Annotated in this window: 10 protein-coding genes and 1 pseudogene; 5 read left to right on the top strand and 6 right to left on the bottom strand. The window is 36.7% G+C overall.

Translation table 11 applies throughout. The features are described 5' to 3' along the window. Positions 1 to 2: 2 nt before the first annotated feature. From Q3Y49_RS04575 to Q3Y49_RS04555, 5 genes are all read right to left on the bottom strand, one after another. Positions 3 to 164, bottom strand: coding sequence for a hypothetical protein (locus Q3Y49_RS04575; RefSeq protein ID WP_303271062.1), 162 nt, complete (start codon positions 162 to 164; stop codon positions 3 to 5). 175 nt (positions 165 to 339) lie between these two features. Further along, positions 340 to 768, bottom strand: coding sequence for a ribose 5-phosphate isomerase B (gene rpiB / locus Q3Y49_RS04570; RefSeq protein WP_303271061.1), 429 nt, complete (start codon positions 766 to 768; stop codon positions 340 to 342). A 63-nt stretch (positions 769 to 831) separates the two neighbouring features. Beyond that, entirely contained in the window at positions 832 to 2,022 is a 1,191-nt protein-coding gene (locus tag Q3Y49_RS04565; protein WP_303271060.1) for a GlmU family protein, read from the bottom strand. A 135-nt stretch (positions 2,023 to 2,157) separates the two neighbouring features. Then, complete coding sequence (locus Q3Y49_RS04560; RefSeq protein WP_303271059.1) at positions 2,158 to 4,329, bottom strand: bifunctional alpha,alpha-trehalose-phosphate synthase (UDP-forming)/trehalose-phosphatase; 2,172 nt, start codon at positions 4,327 to 4,329, stop codon at positions 2,158 to 2,160. 114 nt (positions 4,330 to 4,443) lie between these two features. After that, positions 4,444 to 5,856, bottom strand: coding sequence for an aldehyde dehydrogenase family protein (locus Q3Y49_RS04555; protein WP_303271058.1), 1,413 nt, complete (start codon positions 5,854 to 5,856; stop codon positions 4,444 to 4,446). Between the two features lie 270 nt (positions 5,857 to 6,126). Here Q3Y49_RS04555 and gldD point away from each other — a divergent pair, with 270 nt between their 5' ends. Both gldD and recG read left to right on the top strand, forming a co-directional pair. Then, positions 6,127 to 6,708 carry a gliding motility lipoprotein GldD gene (gldD, locus tag Q3Y49_RS04550; protein ID WP_303271057.1) on the top strand — a complete coding sequence of 194 codons (582 nt, stop codon included), beginning with the start codon at positions 6,127 to 6,129 and terminating at the stop codon, positions 6,706 to 6,708. Between the two features lies 1 nt (position 6,709). Continuing rightward, positions 6,710 to 8,802, top strand: a pseudogene (gene recG / locus Q3Y49_RS04545) (ATP-dependent DNA helicase RecG). 498 nt (positions 8,803 to 9,300) lie between these two features. On the opposite strand, the gene Q3Y49_RS04540 reads toward recG, so the two are convergent. Beyond that, on the bottom strand, positions 9,301 to 11,748 hold the full coding sequence (locus tag Q3Y49_RS04540; RefSeq protein ID WP_303271056.1) for a zinc-dependent metalloprotease: 2,448 nt from the start codon (positions 11,746 to 11,748) through the stop codon (positions 9,301 to 9,303). 258 nt (positions 11,749 to 12,006) lie between these two features. Between Q3Y49_RS04540 and atpD the strand changes: the two genes are divergently transcribed. The 3 genes from atpD (at position 12,007) to Q3Y49_RS04525 (ending at position 15,728) form a co-directional block, all read left to right on the top strand. Beyond that, a complete protein-coding gene (gene atpD, locus Q3Y49_RS04535; RefSeq protein ID WP_303271055.1) occupies positions 12,007 to 13,515 on the top strand; it encodes a F0F1 ATP synthase subunit beta in 1,509 nt (502 codons plus the stop codon). Positions 13,516 to 13,525: 10 nt separating this feature from the next. Continuing rightward, positions 13,526 to 13,774 carry an ATP synthase F1 subunit epsilon gene (gene atpC / locus Q3Y49_RS04530; RefSeq protein WP_303271054.1) on the top strand — a complete coding sequence of 83 codons (249 nt, stop codon included), beginning with the start codon at positions 13,526 to 13,528 and terminating at the stop codon, positions 13,772 to 13,774. A 127-nt stretch (positions 13,775 to 13,901) separates the two neighbouring features. Continuing rightward, positions 13,902 to 15,728, top strand: a complete 1,827-nt coding sequence (locus tag Q3Y49_RS04525; protein WP_303271053.1) for an ABC transporter ATP-binding protein — start codon at positions 13,902 to 13,904, stop codon at positions 15,726 to 15,728. The last annotated feature ends 73 nt before the right edge of the window (positions 15,729 to 15,801 follow it).

Here is a 15,801-nt window from a genome sequence, read left to right as displayed (position 1 = left end):
TTTTACTTGCTGAGTTCAATAATAGCTAATTCCTCAATTTCGCCAGAAGCGAAAAAGCGGGTTGGAGAGTAAAATGGCGGGCCTGCTTTTGCAGACAAGCCAGTGTTGGCAGTTGCGGGAAGAAGCATCATTTTACTTAGATTTTTTGCATACTTTTTTATCATTGGAAAAAGTATGAATGCTAAAGGAATACATATAATATTGATTTTACTCTTTGAGGCATCAGAAACCAAAGAAAAAGTACTACTAGCCAATCAAACGCTCATTTAAACTTGACAGCGGAAAATGGAAGGTGATGATAAGATAGCCTAATTTCAACTAAATAAGGCTATCCTCATACTAACAACTAATCTTATCCACTCTTCTTCCATGTCTTCCACCTTCAAATTCAGTAGTTAAGAAAGTTTTAACGATTGATTGCGTTTTATCATAATCAATAAAACGAGCTGGGATACAAATGATATTGGCATTATTATGCTGACGAGTAAGTGCAGCTAGTTCATCTTCCCACGCAATACCTGCTCTGATTCCTTGATGCTTGTTGGCAGTCATAGCAACTCCGTTGGCACTTCCGCAAATTAAAATTCCTAATTCATACTCTCCTTTTTCAACAGCTTCTGACAAGGGATGCACATGATCTGGATAATCAACAGAGGCATCAGTATCCGGACCGAAATCTTTTACTTCATGTCCTTCTTTCTTAAGGAATTCAACTAATTTTTTTTTGTATTCAAATCCGGCATGATCGCCACCTATCGCTAATTTCATCTTGTTTTTAGTAAGTTTTAATTATTTATGCAAGACCTGACAGGTCTCATCTTTAATCACTATTTAATTTTTCTCCCAAATCCTGTCTGCCTTGCTTTCCTCAAAATGCTCAGTCAGGATTTTTTGTTCCACTTCATCCAATGCTTTATCTCTTCTCTGCATCACTTTATCCGCTACATCAAAAGCCTTTTTCAATTGGAAAGTGCTGAATCCTGCTGCTCCTCCCCAGGAAAAGGAAGGAATGAAATTTCTAGGAAAACCGCTTCCGAAAACATTAGCACTAACACCCACTACAGTTCCTGTATTGAACATGGTATTGATTCCGCATTTGGAATGGTCGCCCATCATCAATCCACAGAATTGTAAGCCTGTATCTTTAAATCCTCCTTTAGCATAATCCCATAGTTTTACGTTAGCGTAATTATTTTTCAGATTGGAGGTGTTAGTGTCTGCTCCTAAATTACACCACTCACCTACTACGGAGTTCCCAATAAAGCCATCATGCCCTTTGCTGGAATAGCCAAAGAAAACCGAATTGCTGACTTCTCCGCCAACTTTACAATAAGGACCTATTGTAGAATCTCCTTTTATTTTGGCGCCCATATTCACATGAGAATTATCCAGCATAGCAAACGGGCCTTTGATGATTGCGCCCTCGTGGATTTGAGCATTTTTGCCGATGTAAATCGGACCGTTTTCAGCGTTTAAAATAGCGGCTTTAATAGAGGCACCTTCTTCAATGAAAATATTTTTTTCTCCATAAATGGAAGTGTGTGGATCATTCACATGCTGTGAATTTCTTCCTGCAGTGATTAACTCAAAATCGCTTCTGATTTCAGCTGCATTTTTTTGAAAAATGTGCCAGCTCTGCGTGATCATGGTGATGTCACCATCATATTCAGCAGCTTCTTCCAATTTCTGCTTTGGGTCAAAAAAACCTATTTCTTCTTCTGTGGCTGCAGCAGATATTAAGATACCCTCCTTTTTTAAGCTTGCGCCAAGCTGAATTGCTTTTACTAGCTCAGGATTAGGGCAAACTGAACTATTGATTAAGATATTCTGTGATTCAGTATTTGCCGGATATTTCTCACTTAAAGAAGGAGTAGAAATATGAGACAAGGAAGCGTCTAAATGTTTTTCCCACTTTTCACGAATAGTTAAGATTCCCACTCGAATCTCCGAAATCGGACGAGTGAATGTGAATGGTTTAAGTTGATTTCTAAAATCGGCTTGTTCTATGAGCAAATAGTTCATTTTGCAAAATTACAAGCTTCCATGAAATATCAGTCAATTAATATAGGAAATTCAATTCGGTAATTTTTTTAAACATAAAAAAAGCCCTTGAATTTTTAATTCTAAGGGCTCATGAATATTAATGGATCTTATTGTTTACTCATTTACAAATTGCTGCAATAATGCCCTTACTTCCTCATTATTCTCCACTGCATATTTAGCATAGGAAAAACCACTGCCCACTTTTACGGTAAGAGCGCTATCAGGCAAGGCCTCAAAAGTATCTTCATCTGTTCTGTCATCTCCAAAAGCCATTACAAAATCAGTTTTCTCGCCTTTCAGTCTTTCAATTGCTGCTTTTCCTTTGTTGATTACTGAAGGTTTTACTTCCACTACGTGATCACCTTCAATCACATCTAAACCCTTATTAGTCATGAAATGCTTCAAATGACTTGATAATTCGCTAGACCTCAAATCTCCTAATCCTTTTTCCACTTTTCTGTAATGCCATACCAAGGTATGTTCCTTTTCTTCTAAGAATGAGCCCGGGGTTCTTTGGATATAGAACTCTAAAATGTCCCTAGCTTCATTTTTCCATTTATCATCTTGCAAATCGCCATTAACTTCCCATTTGGCACCAGCTCTTTTGGTTTTAATACCATGCTCTGCTATCAAATCTATATTGAATTCATCAAGCCATTCTTCCAATGTAGCGGCTTTCCTTCCACTTATAACCACTAATTTTGCTTTTACTGCTAGCTGATGTAGTATTTGCGATAATTCTGGATCAGGATTACAATCATCAGGGTTTTCATTAAATGGCATTAAAGTTCCGTCATAGTCTAGGAAAATAACAGGGTTCTTTGCCTTTTTGAAATCTTTGGTGATGGATTTTTTAAGGTCTTCATCTAGTCTTTTCGTTGCCATGGATTGCTGTCGGTCTTTTAGGTCTTTTAGGTTATTCATAAACAGATCCACCCATTGGAAGATAGTATATTTCTTAACTGTCTTTTGCATGATTTTCATCCTGCGCTTTTGTTCTGCCAACGGCATTTCCAGGGCTCTTTTTATAGCTTCCACCATCTCATTCTCATCATTTGGATTAACCAAGATAGCATCAGAAAGCTCTTTGGAAGCGCCAGCCATTTCGCTGAGAATTAAGACTCCATCCTCATTTTCGCGACTGGCTATAAATTCCTTACAGACTAAATTCATTCCATCACGCTTAGGCGTAATCATAGCGATTTTACACATTCTGTAAAAAGCTGATAAATCATCCAATGGAAAGCTTCTATAGTAGAAGTGAACCGGTACATAATTAATAGTCCCATATTTACCATTGACATGCCCAACCAAAAATTCTACCTTCTCCTTTAATGCTTTGTAACTAGCCACCTGATCACGTGAGGGCACAACTATAAGGAATAATGATACTCTACCTTGATATTCTGGATATCGCTCCAAAAACCTATCAAAAGCTTGCAGTCTGCCAGGAATTCCTTTGGAATAGTCCAATCTATCCATTGACAAAATAAGCTCTTGCTTGCCAAGCGAATCCCGGTATGAAATTTCCTTTGCTTTGGCCAGCTGGCTAGTGGCGGATTCTAAATATTTGTCATAATCGATTCCCATAGGAAGAGAATCTGCTTCAACCAATCTGTTTTTGACCAATATCTGATTTCTTTCATAGCTATAACCCGCCAATCTGTGGCAACTACTCAGGAAATGGCGCATATCATCGTAAGTATGAAAACCAATATAATCTGCACCTAGCACACCATTTAATAGTTTTTTCCTCCAGGGAATCATTCTGAAAACCTCGTAAGAAGGAAAGGGAATATGTTGGAAAAAGCCAATAGTGACATTCGGAAATTGCTTTCTCAACATATTGGGGACTAACATCAATTGGTAATCGTGTACCCAAATAATATCGTCTGGTTCCAGCCATTTTGAAATGGCATCGGCAAATTTTCTATTAGCATTATAATAGGCTTCCCATTCTTGATCCTTAAAACGCATGTGATGAATAAAGTAGTGGAATGCAGGCCATAAAGTCTGGTTGCTAAAGCCTAAATAAAACTCTTCTACGTCATTGTCAGTAAGAAAGACGGGGCGCATATTTCTATCAATAAGTTCCTTTTCAACCTCCTCTTCCTCTTCATGAGTTAAAGAAATCCCCGGCCAACCGATCCAAATATTATTGCCTTCTTTGTAAATTGAACCTAAGCCGGTGGCCAAGCCTCCTTCACTGGTTTTATATACTTTTTTCCCATCTTCCATCTCAATTCTGATGGGCAGTCTATTCGATACTATGATAGTTTTTGCCATTGTGTAAGAGTTTAACATTCAATTTAATTGATATGCCTTTTAATTCATAAGAGAAGAGGAATAGATTTACAGTAAAATTTGGATTTAAGTCAAATTTGTAGATACTTCAAAAAATCATTTCATCAAGAATTTGATCATTTTCATGCTATTTTGGTCGAAAGGAGGATACTTTTTCCTTAAATCGAACCAAGTTCCTGATTTTAGTATTGATTTTTCGTGTGAAAAAGCCATAAATCCTGATTTTCCGTGGTAATTGCCACTTCCACTATTTCCTACTCCTCCAAAGGGCAATTCTGGATTTGCCAAATGCACGATCGTGTTATTAATTGCTCCGCCCCCAAATCGAACTCTATCTAAGAAGAATTTTTCCGTTTTAGTATTAGAGGTAAAAAGATAGAATGCTAAAGGGTCAGGATTTTTTTGGATAATCTCTACAGCTTCTTCATTTTTAGAGTAAGTGAAAATAGGCAAGATTGGCCCAAATATTTCTTCTTGAAACAATCGATCATTTTCAGTAATCCCTTCAACTAAAGTGGGTTCAATTTTTCTTTTCTCATCATCAAAAGCACCTCCAAAAATCACTTTGCCTTCCTTCAAATAGGATTTTAGGGTGTCATAACGTTTTTGATTAACGATTTGAGTTAGATCTTTGCTTTCCGTTGGTGAGATTCCATAAAATTCCATAATAGTAGCCCTAAGCTCATCTAAAAAATCTTCTTTTATTTTTTTATGAACTAATAGGTAATCGGGTGCTACGCATGTCTGTCCTGAATTAATCAGCTTTCCAAAAGTAATCCTTCTTGCAGCGACTGTTAAATTTGTATGCTCATCTATTACTGCTGGTGATTTCCCTCCTAACTCAAGTGTTACTGGTACTAATTGTGGAGCGGCCAGTTGGGCTATAATTTTCCCCACAGGCACACTACCAGTAAAGAAAACGTGATCGAAGCGGTTATTTTCCATTAACTCAGGCACTACAACTCTTCCTTCTCCCATGATTACAGCTAAAAACTGCTCATCAAAATTTTGGCTAATTAAATCATGCACCAAATTGGAAATATGAGGAGTTTCTTCTGGGGGTTTTATCATACAGGTGTTTCCCGCTGAAATGGAGGCAATTACAGGAGCCAAAAGCAATTGAAATGGATAATTCCACGGCCCTATAATTAAGGTTACGCCTTTAGGCTCATAAATAATTTTACTTTTGGAAGGAAAATGAACCAATGATGTACTCACTTTTTTAGGCTTCATCCATTTTTTAAGGTTTTTGAGTGAGAAATTTATCTCATCATATAAAAACCCGATTTCCGTCACATAACTTTCAAATGGAGGCTTACCGAAATCATTGGCCAATGCATCCATTATAGCTTGCTCATTTGCCTTTATTAAGGATTTTAGCTTGAGCAATTGCGTTTTTCTAAACTGATAATCTTTTGTTTTTTGTCTATTGAAAAAATCTTTCTGAGCATTAAATACTGCCTTTTGTTTATCGATAGGGGTATTTTTTATTTCTATTGTATTAATCATGTCAATTTAAAATCTTAAATAATGAAAGTGCCGTTAATTCCTTTGTACGAATAAAATAGCGATTTGTACGTGATTTTTTTTAAAAACCAATATACAATAAAGTCCTATAATGAACTTTAGTTTTTAGCAAAAGCATTGATCATCCGAATTATTAAACTCAAACTAGCGCATGGGTTCTAGTCAGCAACTTCAAATAGATTTGTAATAGAGCCATTCAAACTTTTTTTTGATTATGAAAGCTTGATTCACTTAAGCCATTAACTTTGTGATATGAGTATTTTGAAAATATCAGGTTTTTTTATCATCGTTTCGATTTTCTTTATGTCGTGCGAATCAGATTATTATCCGAAACCAAAAGGATTTAATAGAATAGATTTGCCAGCGCATCAATATCAGGCATTACCTGATTCTTTTCCATTTAGCTTTGAGCATTCAGCTCATGCTAAAATTTTACCGGATTCTTCATATATACGCGAGAGATATTGGTTTGCTTTGTTTTATCCTGAATTTATTGCTGAAATCCATATTACCTATAAACCATTGCATAATAATCGTGATTCGCTTAGGTCAAATATAGATGATGCTTACAAACTGACTACTAAGCACCAAATTAAGGCTAGTTCCATTCAAGAAACGATAATGATCACCCCAAATGGAAAAAAAGTATCACTGGCCGAATTAAAAGGAGATGTCCCCAGTCAATTTCAATTCTATACCACAGATTCAAGCACTCATTTCTTGAGAGGTGCGCTTTATTTTAGGACTGCTACCGAAAATGATTCTTTAGCGCCCGTCATAGAATATGTCAAAAAAGATATTATCCACAGTTTAAATACTTTGGAGTGGAAATAGGATGGCTTCATTCTTTAAAACACCTATAGAGTTCTTGAAAGGAGTTGGCCCCAAAAGGCCATCTTATTGAATAAGGAATTACAGATATTCACTTATGCTGATTTATTACAGCATTACCCTTTTCGCTACGAAGATCGCACTAAGTTTTATAAAGTTGGTGAGTTACATCAGCAGATGTCCAATGTTCAAATAAAAGGGCAAATCCGTTCTAAGCAGATCGCTGGGACCGGCAGAAAGCAACGGCTGGTTGCGCAGTTTGCAGATGATAGCGGTACTATGGAACTCACTTGGTTCAGTGGCATCAATTGGATTAGTCCCAAATTAAAATCAGGAGTTGATTACGTGGTTTTTGGACAACCAAACCGTTTCGGCAGCAAATTCAGTATTGCTCATCCGGAAACAGAAGTTTTGACCCCTGCTTTGGCTCAGCAGCAATTTTTACAGCCCGTATACTCCACGACTGAAACATTAAGAAGAAAATTCCTGGACAGTAAAGCTATTTTCAAGCTCCAAAAACTGTTGTTGAAAGAAGCTTACAATAGGATACCAGAAACACTTCCTGAGCATATTATTAAGCAGTATGCCTTCCTTTCTAAAAAAGATGCGGTGGCGCAAATTCACGTCCCGAAAAATCAGCAAGTGCTTCAAAAAGCTCGTTTTCGAATGAAGTTTGACGAGTTCTTTTTTATGCAATTACGTTTGCTGATGCAGAAGAAGATTAGACTCGAGAAGTTTAAGGGTCAACTTCTTCAAAAAACCGATCTCCTTACAGAGTTTTACCAAAATCACCTTCCTTTTGACTTGACCGGTGCTCAGAAAAAAGTAATCAAAGAGGTATTTTCAGATTTCAAAAGCGGGAAGCAAATGAACCGACTTTTGCAAGGAGATGTGGGGAGCGGTAAAACCATAGTAGCCTTTATTGCTTCGCTTATTGCTATTGATAGTGGAACTCAAGTGGCCTTAATGGCACCTACGCAAATTTTAGCTAATCAGCATTATGAAGGCTTAAAAGAGTTTGCTGATAAAATAGGAGTTAGGATTGCTTTGCTCACGGGCTCAACTAAAACTAAGGCAAGAAAAATTATCCATGAAGATTTAAAAACAGGGGAATTAAAGATTTTGGTGGGAACTCATGCCCTATTGGAGGAGGTTGTGCAATTTCAAAACTTAGGTTTGGCCATTGTGGATGAACAACATCGATATGGCGTGGCACAAAGGGCTAGACTTTGGAAAAAGAATGAAAATTTTGTTCCTCATGTGCTGATTATGACCGCAACGCCAATCCCAAGAACGCTGTCCATGTCCGTCTACGGTGATTTAGATATTTCTGTAATTGATGAGCTACCGGCAGGCAGAAAAGAAATTAAGACCTTGCATCAATACGATGCCAATCGACTAAAATTAAATGGATTTATAAAAAAAGAGGTAGAAAAAGGAAGACAAGTTTATGTTGTCTATCCTTTAATAGAGGAGTCCGAGAAATTAGATTTGAAAGATTTAATGGACGGCTATGAGAGTATTGCAAGAGCTTTTCCCGAATACCCGATTAGTATAGTCCACGGTAAAATGAAGCCAGCTGATAAAGATTTTGAAATGGCTCGATTTGTGAGAGGGGAGACCAAAATTATGGTGGCCACCACAGTAATAGAAGTTGGGGTAAATGTTCCTAATGCCTCGGTTATGGTAATAGAAAATGCAGAGAGATTTGGTTTGGCTCAATTGCATCAGCTAAGAGGCCGAGTAGGGAGAGGAGCTGAACAGTCCTATTGTGTACTGGTAACTAGCTATAAATTAAGCAAAGAAGCAAGAACTCGCGTAGAAACGATGGTACGAACCACCGATGGCTTTGAAATTGCTCAAGTTGATATGGAATTGAGAGGGCCAGGCGACATGATGGGCACGCAGCAAAGTGGGCAACTTGATTTAATGATAGGCGATTTACGAGAAGATGAACCTATACTTTCAATTGCCAGGCAAAGTGCGCAATTTATTATTTCGAAGGATCCTGAATTGAACTTAGAGGAAAACAGATTGATCAAGATTCAAGTTGAGCAGCAGAAAAAGAAAAATGTAAATTGGAGTAGGATATCTTAAGAATTACGAATTTCATATTTACGAATTGAAAATTGGTATAGAGATAAATTATGATTTGATGTATGCTTTTATAGACCTCGTGAAAAATACGACATTGCCATCTAGCTAAACAAAATTTTAATCTTTGAGTGCGGGCGGAAGGACAAACCTGCCTGCTGGCAGGCAGGAATGCGAGCCAGAAGAGGAAGTGGGTGGAAGCTTATTTTTGTCTTGATTTTTTTCTTTCTTTTTCATCAAGGAAAAAGGAAGGTGAAAAACTATATAATATAATTTGGCATTCTATATTGTGATTAAGCTTCAAAACCTTGGGTTTAAATTAAGACATGATGTTTTGTGGGTTGGAGCATTATTCAGTACTTTAAAAGGATATTTGTTTATTTCTATTTTAAAATGCTTTTTCATTTATCAAGAGAAACTGCTTTTATAATGGTATAAAAATAGAAAAGCCTTTCGAAAGTGCTTCCGAAAGGCTTTAAAAATAATAAACTAAATTAAAACTTATCCTCTTGGATCCAAAATCTGGTCAATTCTACTAACCAAATCTTGTAAATGATATCTTGACATTTCATCTCTCTGGCGCGCCAAACCTCTATTGATTTCCGCTCTCAAAGTTACTAAGTTACCCCTTGAAAGAGATGGGATATCAGTAGTACGAATATCGTTATCTTCAATATTTACTAAATCACCTAACTTTTCAACAAATGCCTTTTGCAGGTTTCTTCTGTAGGTATCGATGCTACTGCCTGTTCTTAACTCAGAAAAGATACCATTTCGCAAATCGCCCATCATCTGAGTCGCTTTATAAGCAGCATTTCCATTTAAGGATTCATTCTCAAGTACTCTTTTAACTCTATCAGCACTAAACAAGTTATTTAAAGTTCTAGCTTGTAAACCTTTGATTCTGTCTATTATTCCATCAGATTGAATTCTACTCAATATTTCCGTATCGATCAACCAATCTGGGGTTTCGAACAATTGTTCATTCAAAAATGCAACAGCTCTTTTCTGCTTATCTAAAGAGGCGTGAGTATACACGGCACCGTCCTGATCAGAAGTTTTATAATATTCACTAATTCCTCCAACGTTGCCAGTTACATGTCCCATGTAACGATTATACTGGCCTAATACATTTCCGTATAGCTCAGTTAACTCATCATAGTTTTTGCCTTCTTCAGAACTCCATTCAATAAGTTTTTCTGCAATTCTTTTTAAGTTTTTGATTCCTAATTCAGAAGCAATCATAGAGTCATCTCCGATATCTTCTGTCTGAGCTGTATGATCTACCACGCCTCTTTGTTGACGACCGTATCGGTAAACTGGATCACCAGCTTTCTCTAAAATCCAACCGTTTAGAATTGCTTCTTCTTCATCAGCGGTATCGATATTAGGAATAGCTCTGTAGCCATATTCGATTGCCCATTTATCATATTCACCCACCATCGGGAAGAAATTCTCCATGTTGTCCTCTGGCTGAGCTACATAATTAAATCTGGCATAGTCCATAATGGATGGTGCAACACCATGAGTTTTCATGAATTCCGCATTTCTTAAAGAATCTATTGGATATGCAACACTTGAACCCATATTGTGCGGTAATCCTAAAGTGTGACCCACTTCATGTGCCGCCACAAATCTGATTAATTCTCCCATCAAGTCTTCTTCAAATTTTACTTTTTGTGCTTCTGGATTAACCGCAGCGGTTTGGATGAAGTACCAGTTTCTCAAAAGGTTCATTACATTATGGTACCATAATATGTCACTTTCAAGAATTTCACCAGTTCTAGGATCGTGAACATGTGGGCCTTGTGCATTTTGAATATCGGTTGCGATATAACGGATTACAGAATATCTAACATCTTCCGGACTCCAGTCTGGGTCTTCTTCTTTTGTTGGAGCATCTTTAGCTACTATGGCGTTTTTGAATCCAGCCGCTTCAAAAGCAGGTTGCCAGTCTTCAATACCTTTTTTGATATACTCTCTCCATTCTAATGGAGTTGCAGGGTCAATGTAATATTCGATCGGCTTAACAGGCTCTACTAATTCCCCCTTATTATATGCTTCCCAATCAGAAGGTTCTAATTTCCATCTCGTGATGAATCTATTGTCATCTGCTTTATGGGAATCTTTAGAATAATCTAATTGACGAATTGAAAAGTAACCCACTCTCTCATCAAAATTTCTTGGCACGATTGGGTTGTCAGGTAGCAAGATCATAGATTGATTCATTTCAATTGATAATGCATCTGTTAATTGATTATCGGGAAGTTCTCCTCCATTGTAAGTAAGGATATGTCTGATTTCCACATTTTCCGGAAACGCTTTTCCGTGAACGATTATGGATCTACTTTTATCAACTCGAGAGATTTTAAAAGCTTTTCTTTGATAATCATAAAGAGCTCCAATCATTGGAACATCAGATGTAAAGAAATCCTCAATATCAATCACATAAGAAGAAGAGTCCTTGCCTAGAGCTTCAATTTTGAAACTATGGATAATAGGCTCAAAATTATTGTTTTTTACTGATTCATAAATTGGGTCCTCTTCATTGGCAACAGAATTATATGATACAGATCTTAGTAATAATTGATTGTTTTTCTTCTGGAACCTGATCACTTGCTGCGGACGTGATTTCATGCCAGCACCACCAAAATTCAGCCCTTTTACATGCCCTGAAATTCTCGAAACTATTAAGATCTCTTTTTCTAATAAGTTCTCTGGGATTTCGAAGTAGTATTTATCATCTACTTTGTGAAAAGTAAACAGTCCTTCGTCCGACTCTGCTTCTGAGGTAATTACTTTTGAATAGCTCTTGTATTTTGATTTAGATTCTCCATTTTCTTTAGGAGTTTCTTCCTTTTTCTTTTTGCCAAACAGCTGGGCATTAGATTCTTGAACTGAAAGTCCAATGAAAGCCAACAAGGCAATGCTTAATATTATTTTTTTCATTGTATATACATTTAATTTTCTGCTAATCTAACATTATACCCCCATTTTGTTCACAATTTTATTCTCTTTTCCATGAGTGGAAAAATTGTCAATGTTAATGGAGTTCTCCACCATATGATTAATACTCAAAGCATTGAAATAAAAAAATCGACTTCAATCCAAACCGAAAGACAAAAATGCTTTGTTATAATTGAATTAAACCTTAGCTTTGCACCCTGAAAGAAGAGAGCAATTTTATTTTATTATAATTATTAAATCATGGCAAATATTGGTAGGATTACCCAAGTAATTGGCCCGGTAGTGGATGTGAGCTTTGAAGCAGAAGGCGCAAAATTACCTAACATCTTTGATGCATTTACAGTAAAAAAATCTGACGGTTCTGTAATCGTTCTGGAATGTCAGCAACATTTAGGTGAAGACAGGGTAAGAACCATCGCAATGGATGGTACTGAAGGTTTGACTAGAGGTATGGAAGTTATAGATACTGAAAAACCTATCTCAATGCCAACTGGTGAGGATATTAAAGGAAGGTTGTTTAACGTAATTGGCGATGCCATCGATGGTATTGAGCAGCCGGAAGGTAAAACAAAATTACCGATCCACAGAGAAGCACCAAGATTTGAAGATTTATCTACTTCTTCTGAAGTATTGTATACAGGAATTAAAGTTATCGACTTAATTGAACCTTATTCAAAAGGGGGTAAAATTGGATTGTTCGGTGGTGCCGGTGTTGGTAAAACTGTATTGATTCAAGAGTTGATTAATAATATTGCAAAAGGACACGGTGGTTTGTCTGTTTTTGCTGGTGTGGGTGAAAGAACCCGTGAGGGTAATGACTTGCTTAGAGAGATGTTGGAATCAGGTATTGTAAAATACGGTGATGAATTCATGCACTCAATGGAAGAAGGTAAGTGGGACCTTTCAAAAGTAGATAAAGAAGCTTTGAAAGAATCTAAAGCTACTTTCGTCTTTGGTCAAATGAATGAGCCTCCAGGTGCTCGTGCAAGAGTTGCATTGTCTGGTTTGACCTTAGCAGAGTATTACAGGGATGGAGATAAAGACAGTAATGAAACCGGAAAAGATATCTTATTCTTTATTGATAATATTTTCCGTTTTACGCAAGCAGGTTCTGAGGTTTCTGCACTTTTAGGTAGGATGCCATCTGCTGTGGGTTACCAGCCGACATTGGCAACTGAAATGGGTGCTATGCAGGAAAGAATTACTTCTACTAAAAATGGTTCAATTACTTCCGTGCAGGCGGTTTATGTTCCTGCGGATGATTTAACTGACCCTGCTCCAGCCACTACTTTCTCTCACTTAGATGCAACTACAGTATTGTCTCGTAAGATTGCTGAGTTAGGTATTTATCCAGCGGTGGATCCATTGGATTCAACGTCTAGAATTTTGGAAAGAAGTATCGTTGGTGATGAGCACTATGATTGTGCGCAAAGAGTAAAAGAGATCTTACAGCGTTATAAAGAACTTCAAGATATTATCGCCATCTTAGGTATGGACGAATTATCTGAAGAAGATAGACAAACAGTTTATAGAGCAAGAAGAGTACAAAGATTCTTGTCTCAGCCATTCCATGTTGCAGAGCAATTTACTGGCTTGAAAGGGGTATTGGTTGATATCAAAGAAACTATCAAAGGTTTCAATATGATCATGGATGGTGAGTTAGACCACCTTCCAGAAGCAGCTTTCAACTTGAAAGGTACTATTGAAGAAGCCATTGAGGCAGGAGAGAAAATGTTAGCAGAAGCTTAAACTTAAAATCATGCTTTTAGAAATCATTACACCGGAAAAAAATGTGTTTAAAGGAAATGTAGATTCTGCTACTTTTCCGGGAAGCAATGGTTCTTTTCAGGTTTTGAATAATCACGCCCCACTTATCAGCTCATTGGACAAAGGAGATTTAAAGTTCTCCGATGGTAAAAACAAAACAACAATTGTAGTTGACGGTGGTGTAGTTGAGGTTTTAAATAATAATATTACTGTTCTAGCTGAAAAGGTGATTGAGGAATAGTTTAGTTAAATAATAATAAAATAAAGCCGATTTGCTATAATGCTAATCGGCTTTTTTCGTTTTGGAAGGATATTCAATTCTTATTAAGAACTATATCTCTTAAATTGCATACAAATCTATATTTTAAATGAAAACTTATTTTAGGGTACTCTCATATGCAAGACCATTAGGCTGGTTAGCACCCCAATACTTAGTTTATGCGCTACTGCAGGCCGTTTTCAGTGTTTTAACATTGGGAGTTCTTGCACCTGTTTTAAATGTTCTGTTTGAGGTTGAAAAGCAAAGCAATATTCCGGAAGCCCTGCCAGAGTTCAGCTTAAATATAAACTACTTTAAGGAAGTATTTGATTATTATTTCTTGTCCTTAATGCAGGAGGATCAATTTGTAGCTCTTCAGTTCGTCTGTGTTATTTTGATTATAAGTATATTTCTGTCCAATATATTTAAATATTTATTAGCTGTTATTTCTGCTATAGTGAAAGCAAATGTAATTTCTAATTTAAGGAATGCTATATATGATAGATTAGTTAATATGCATATAGGGTTTTTTACGGAAGAGCGAAAAGGTAATATCATGTCAAAAGTGATGGCAGATGTGCAGGAAGTCGAAAACACTGTTGTAAATAGTTTAAAAGCATTAATTAAAGAACCTTTAATGCTCATCGGATATTTTGTTGCTTTATTTTTCATTTCCGCTAGGCTTACCCTTATCACGTTAATAATTCTGCCGGTATCTGGATTCATTATATCTTATATTGCTATTTCCCTGAAGAAAAAAGCCACGAAAAGCCAAGAAACCATAGGTAGAATCTCTGATATTTTGGACGAAACCTTAAGTGGGATGCGAATTATCAAAGCATTCAACGCGATAAGCTTCTCTAAGAATAGATTTCAAAAAGAGGTAAATAACTATGCTGAGTTTAATGTTAGCATGCAAAAAAGACAGGCCTTAGCAGGGCCTACCTCGGAGTTTTTAGGGGTATTTGTGGTAGTAGGTGTATTACTAATTGGCGGTGGGATGATCCTCGAAGGAAATTCAGAACTTGAAGCGAGTAGTTTCATAACTTTCATTGCTATTTATTCTCAACTTATTGTTCCAGCTAAGCAATTATCCACAGCATTTAGCAACGTTCAACGAGGATTAGCTTCTGCAGAAAGAATTTTTGGCATTATTGATTTAGAGCCAGCAATAAAAGATAAAAGCACAGCCAAAAAATTGGAAAAATTTGAAAATGCAATAAGCTTTAAGAACGTTACTTTTGCTTATGGTAAGGATAAGGTATTGAAAAATATCGATATCAATATACCAAAAGGGGATACAATAGCTTTGGTAGGGCCTTCTGGAGGAGGGAAGTCAACCCTGGCGGATTTGATTCCACGCTTTTATGATCCAATTTCTGGGGATGTACAGATTGATGGTATTTCCTTGAAGGATTTAACGGTTGATTCTGTAAGAGCCAGGATGGGCATTGTGAGTCAGGAATCCATTCTTTTTAATGACTCTATATTTAATAATATTGCTTTTGGAAAACCAGAATGCACCTTAGATGAAGTGATCCAAGCTGCAAAAATTGCCAATGCCCATGAATTTATCTCTCAAATGGATGGTGGATATCATGCCAATCTAGGCGAAAGAGGAACAAAATTATCGGGTGGTCAAAGACAAAGAATCAGCATTGCAAGAGCCATTTTGAAGAATCCAGATATTCTCATATTAGATGAAGCGACCTCAGCTTTGGATTCTGAATCTGAAAAATTGGTGCAGGATGCACTAGCTAATTTGATGAAAAATAGAACTTCAATAGTTATAGCTCATAGGCTCAGTACTATCCAAGAAGCCGATAAAATTTATGTGATGCAAGATGGTGAAATCATAGAGGAAGGCAAGCACGAGCGATTAATGGAAACTGGTGGAGTGTATAAAAAATTGATTGAAATTCAGTCAGTATCATAATTTTTTTAGGTGTTGATTCATTCAAAGCATGACAGTAGTTGTTAAATAATTTCTATATTTGTTTATATTCATA

The organism is Marivirga harenae (assembly GCF_030534335.1).
Classification (GTDB): domain Bacteria; phylum Bacteroidota; class Bacteroidia; order Cytophagales; family Cyclobacteriaceae; genus Marivirga; species Marivirga harenae.
The sequence above is the reverse complement of the archived record's forward strand: the minus strand, read 5'-3'. Positions and strand labels throughout refer to the sequence as shown.

What these genes read in the sequence shown, in the direction of transcription:
- Q3Y49_RS04560 (WP_303271059.1), bottom strand. Translation starts at nt 4,329, where the DNA reads ATGGCAAAAACTATCATAGTATCGAATAGACTGCCCATCAGAATTGAG.
- atpD (WP_303271055.1), top strand. Translation starts at nt 12,007, where the DNA reads ATGGCAAATATTGGTAGGATTACCCAAGTAATTGGCCCGGTAGTGGAT.
- gldD (WP_303271057.1), top strand. Translation starts at nt 6,127, where the DNA reads ATGAGTATTTTGAAAATATCAGGTTTTTTTATCATCGTTTCGATTTTC.
- Q3Y49_RS04565 (WP_303271060.1), bottom strand. Translation starts at nt 2,022, where the DNA reads ATGAACTATTTGCTCATAGAACAAGCCGATTTTAGAAATCAACTTAAA.
- Q3Y49_RS04540 (WP_303271056.1), bottom strand. Translation starts at nt 11,748, where the DNA reads ATGAAAAAAATAATATTAAGCATTGCCTTGTTGGCTTTCATTGGACTT.
- Q3Y49_RS04525 (WP_303271053.1), top strand. Translation starts at nt 13,902, where the DNA reads ATGAAAACTTATTTTAGGGTACTCTCATATGCAAGACCATTAGGCTGG.
- rpiB (WP_303271061.1), bottom strand. Translation starts at nt 768, where the DNA reads ATGAAATTAGCGATAGGTGGCGATCATGCCGGATTTGAATACAAAAAA.
- Q3Y49_RS04555 (WP_303271058.1), bottom strand. Translation starts at nt 5,856, where the DNA reads ATGATTAATACAATAGAAATAAAAAATACCCCTATCGATAAACAAAAG.
- Q3Y49_RS04575 (WP_303271062.1), bottom strand. Translation starts at nt 164, where the DNA reads ATGATAAAAAAGTATGCAAAAAATCTAAGTAAAATGATGCTTCTTCCC.
- atpC (WP_303271054.1), top strand. Translation starts at nt 13,526, where the DNA reads ATGCTTTTAGAAATCATTACACCGGAAAAAAATGTGTTTAAAGGAAAT.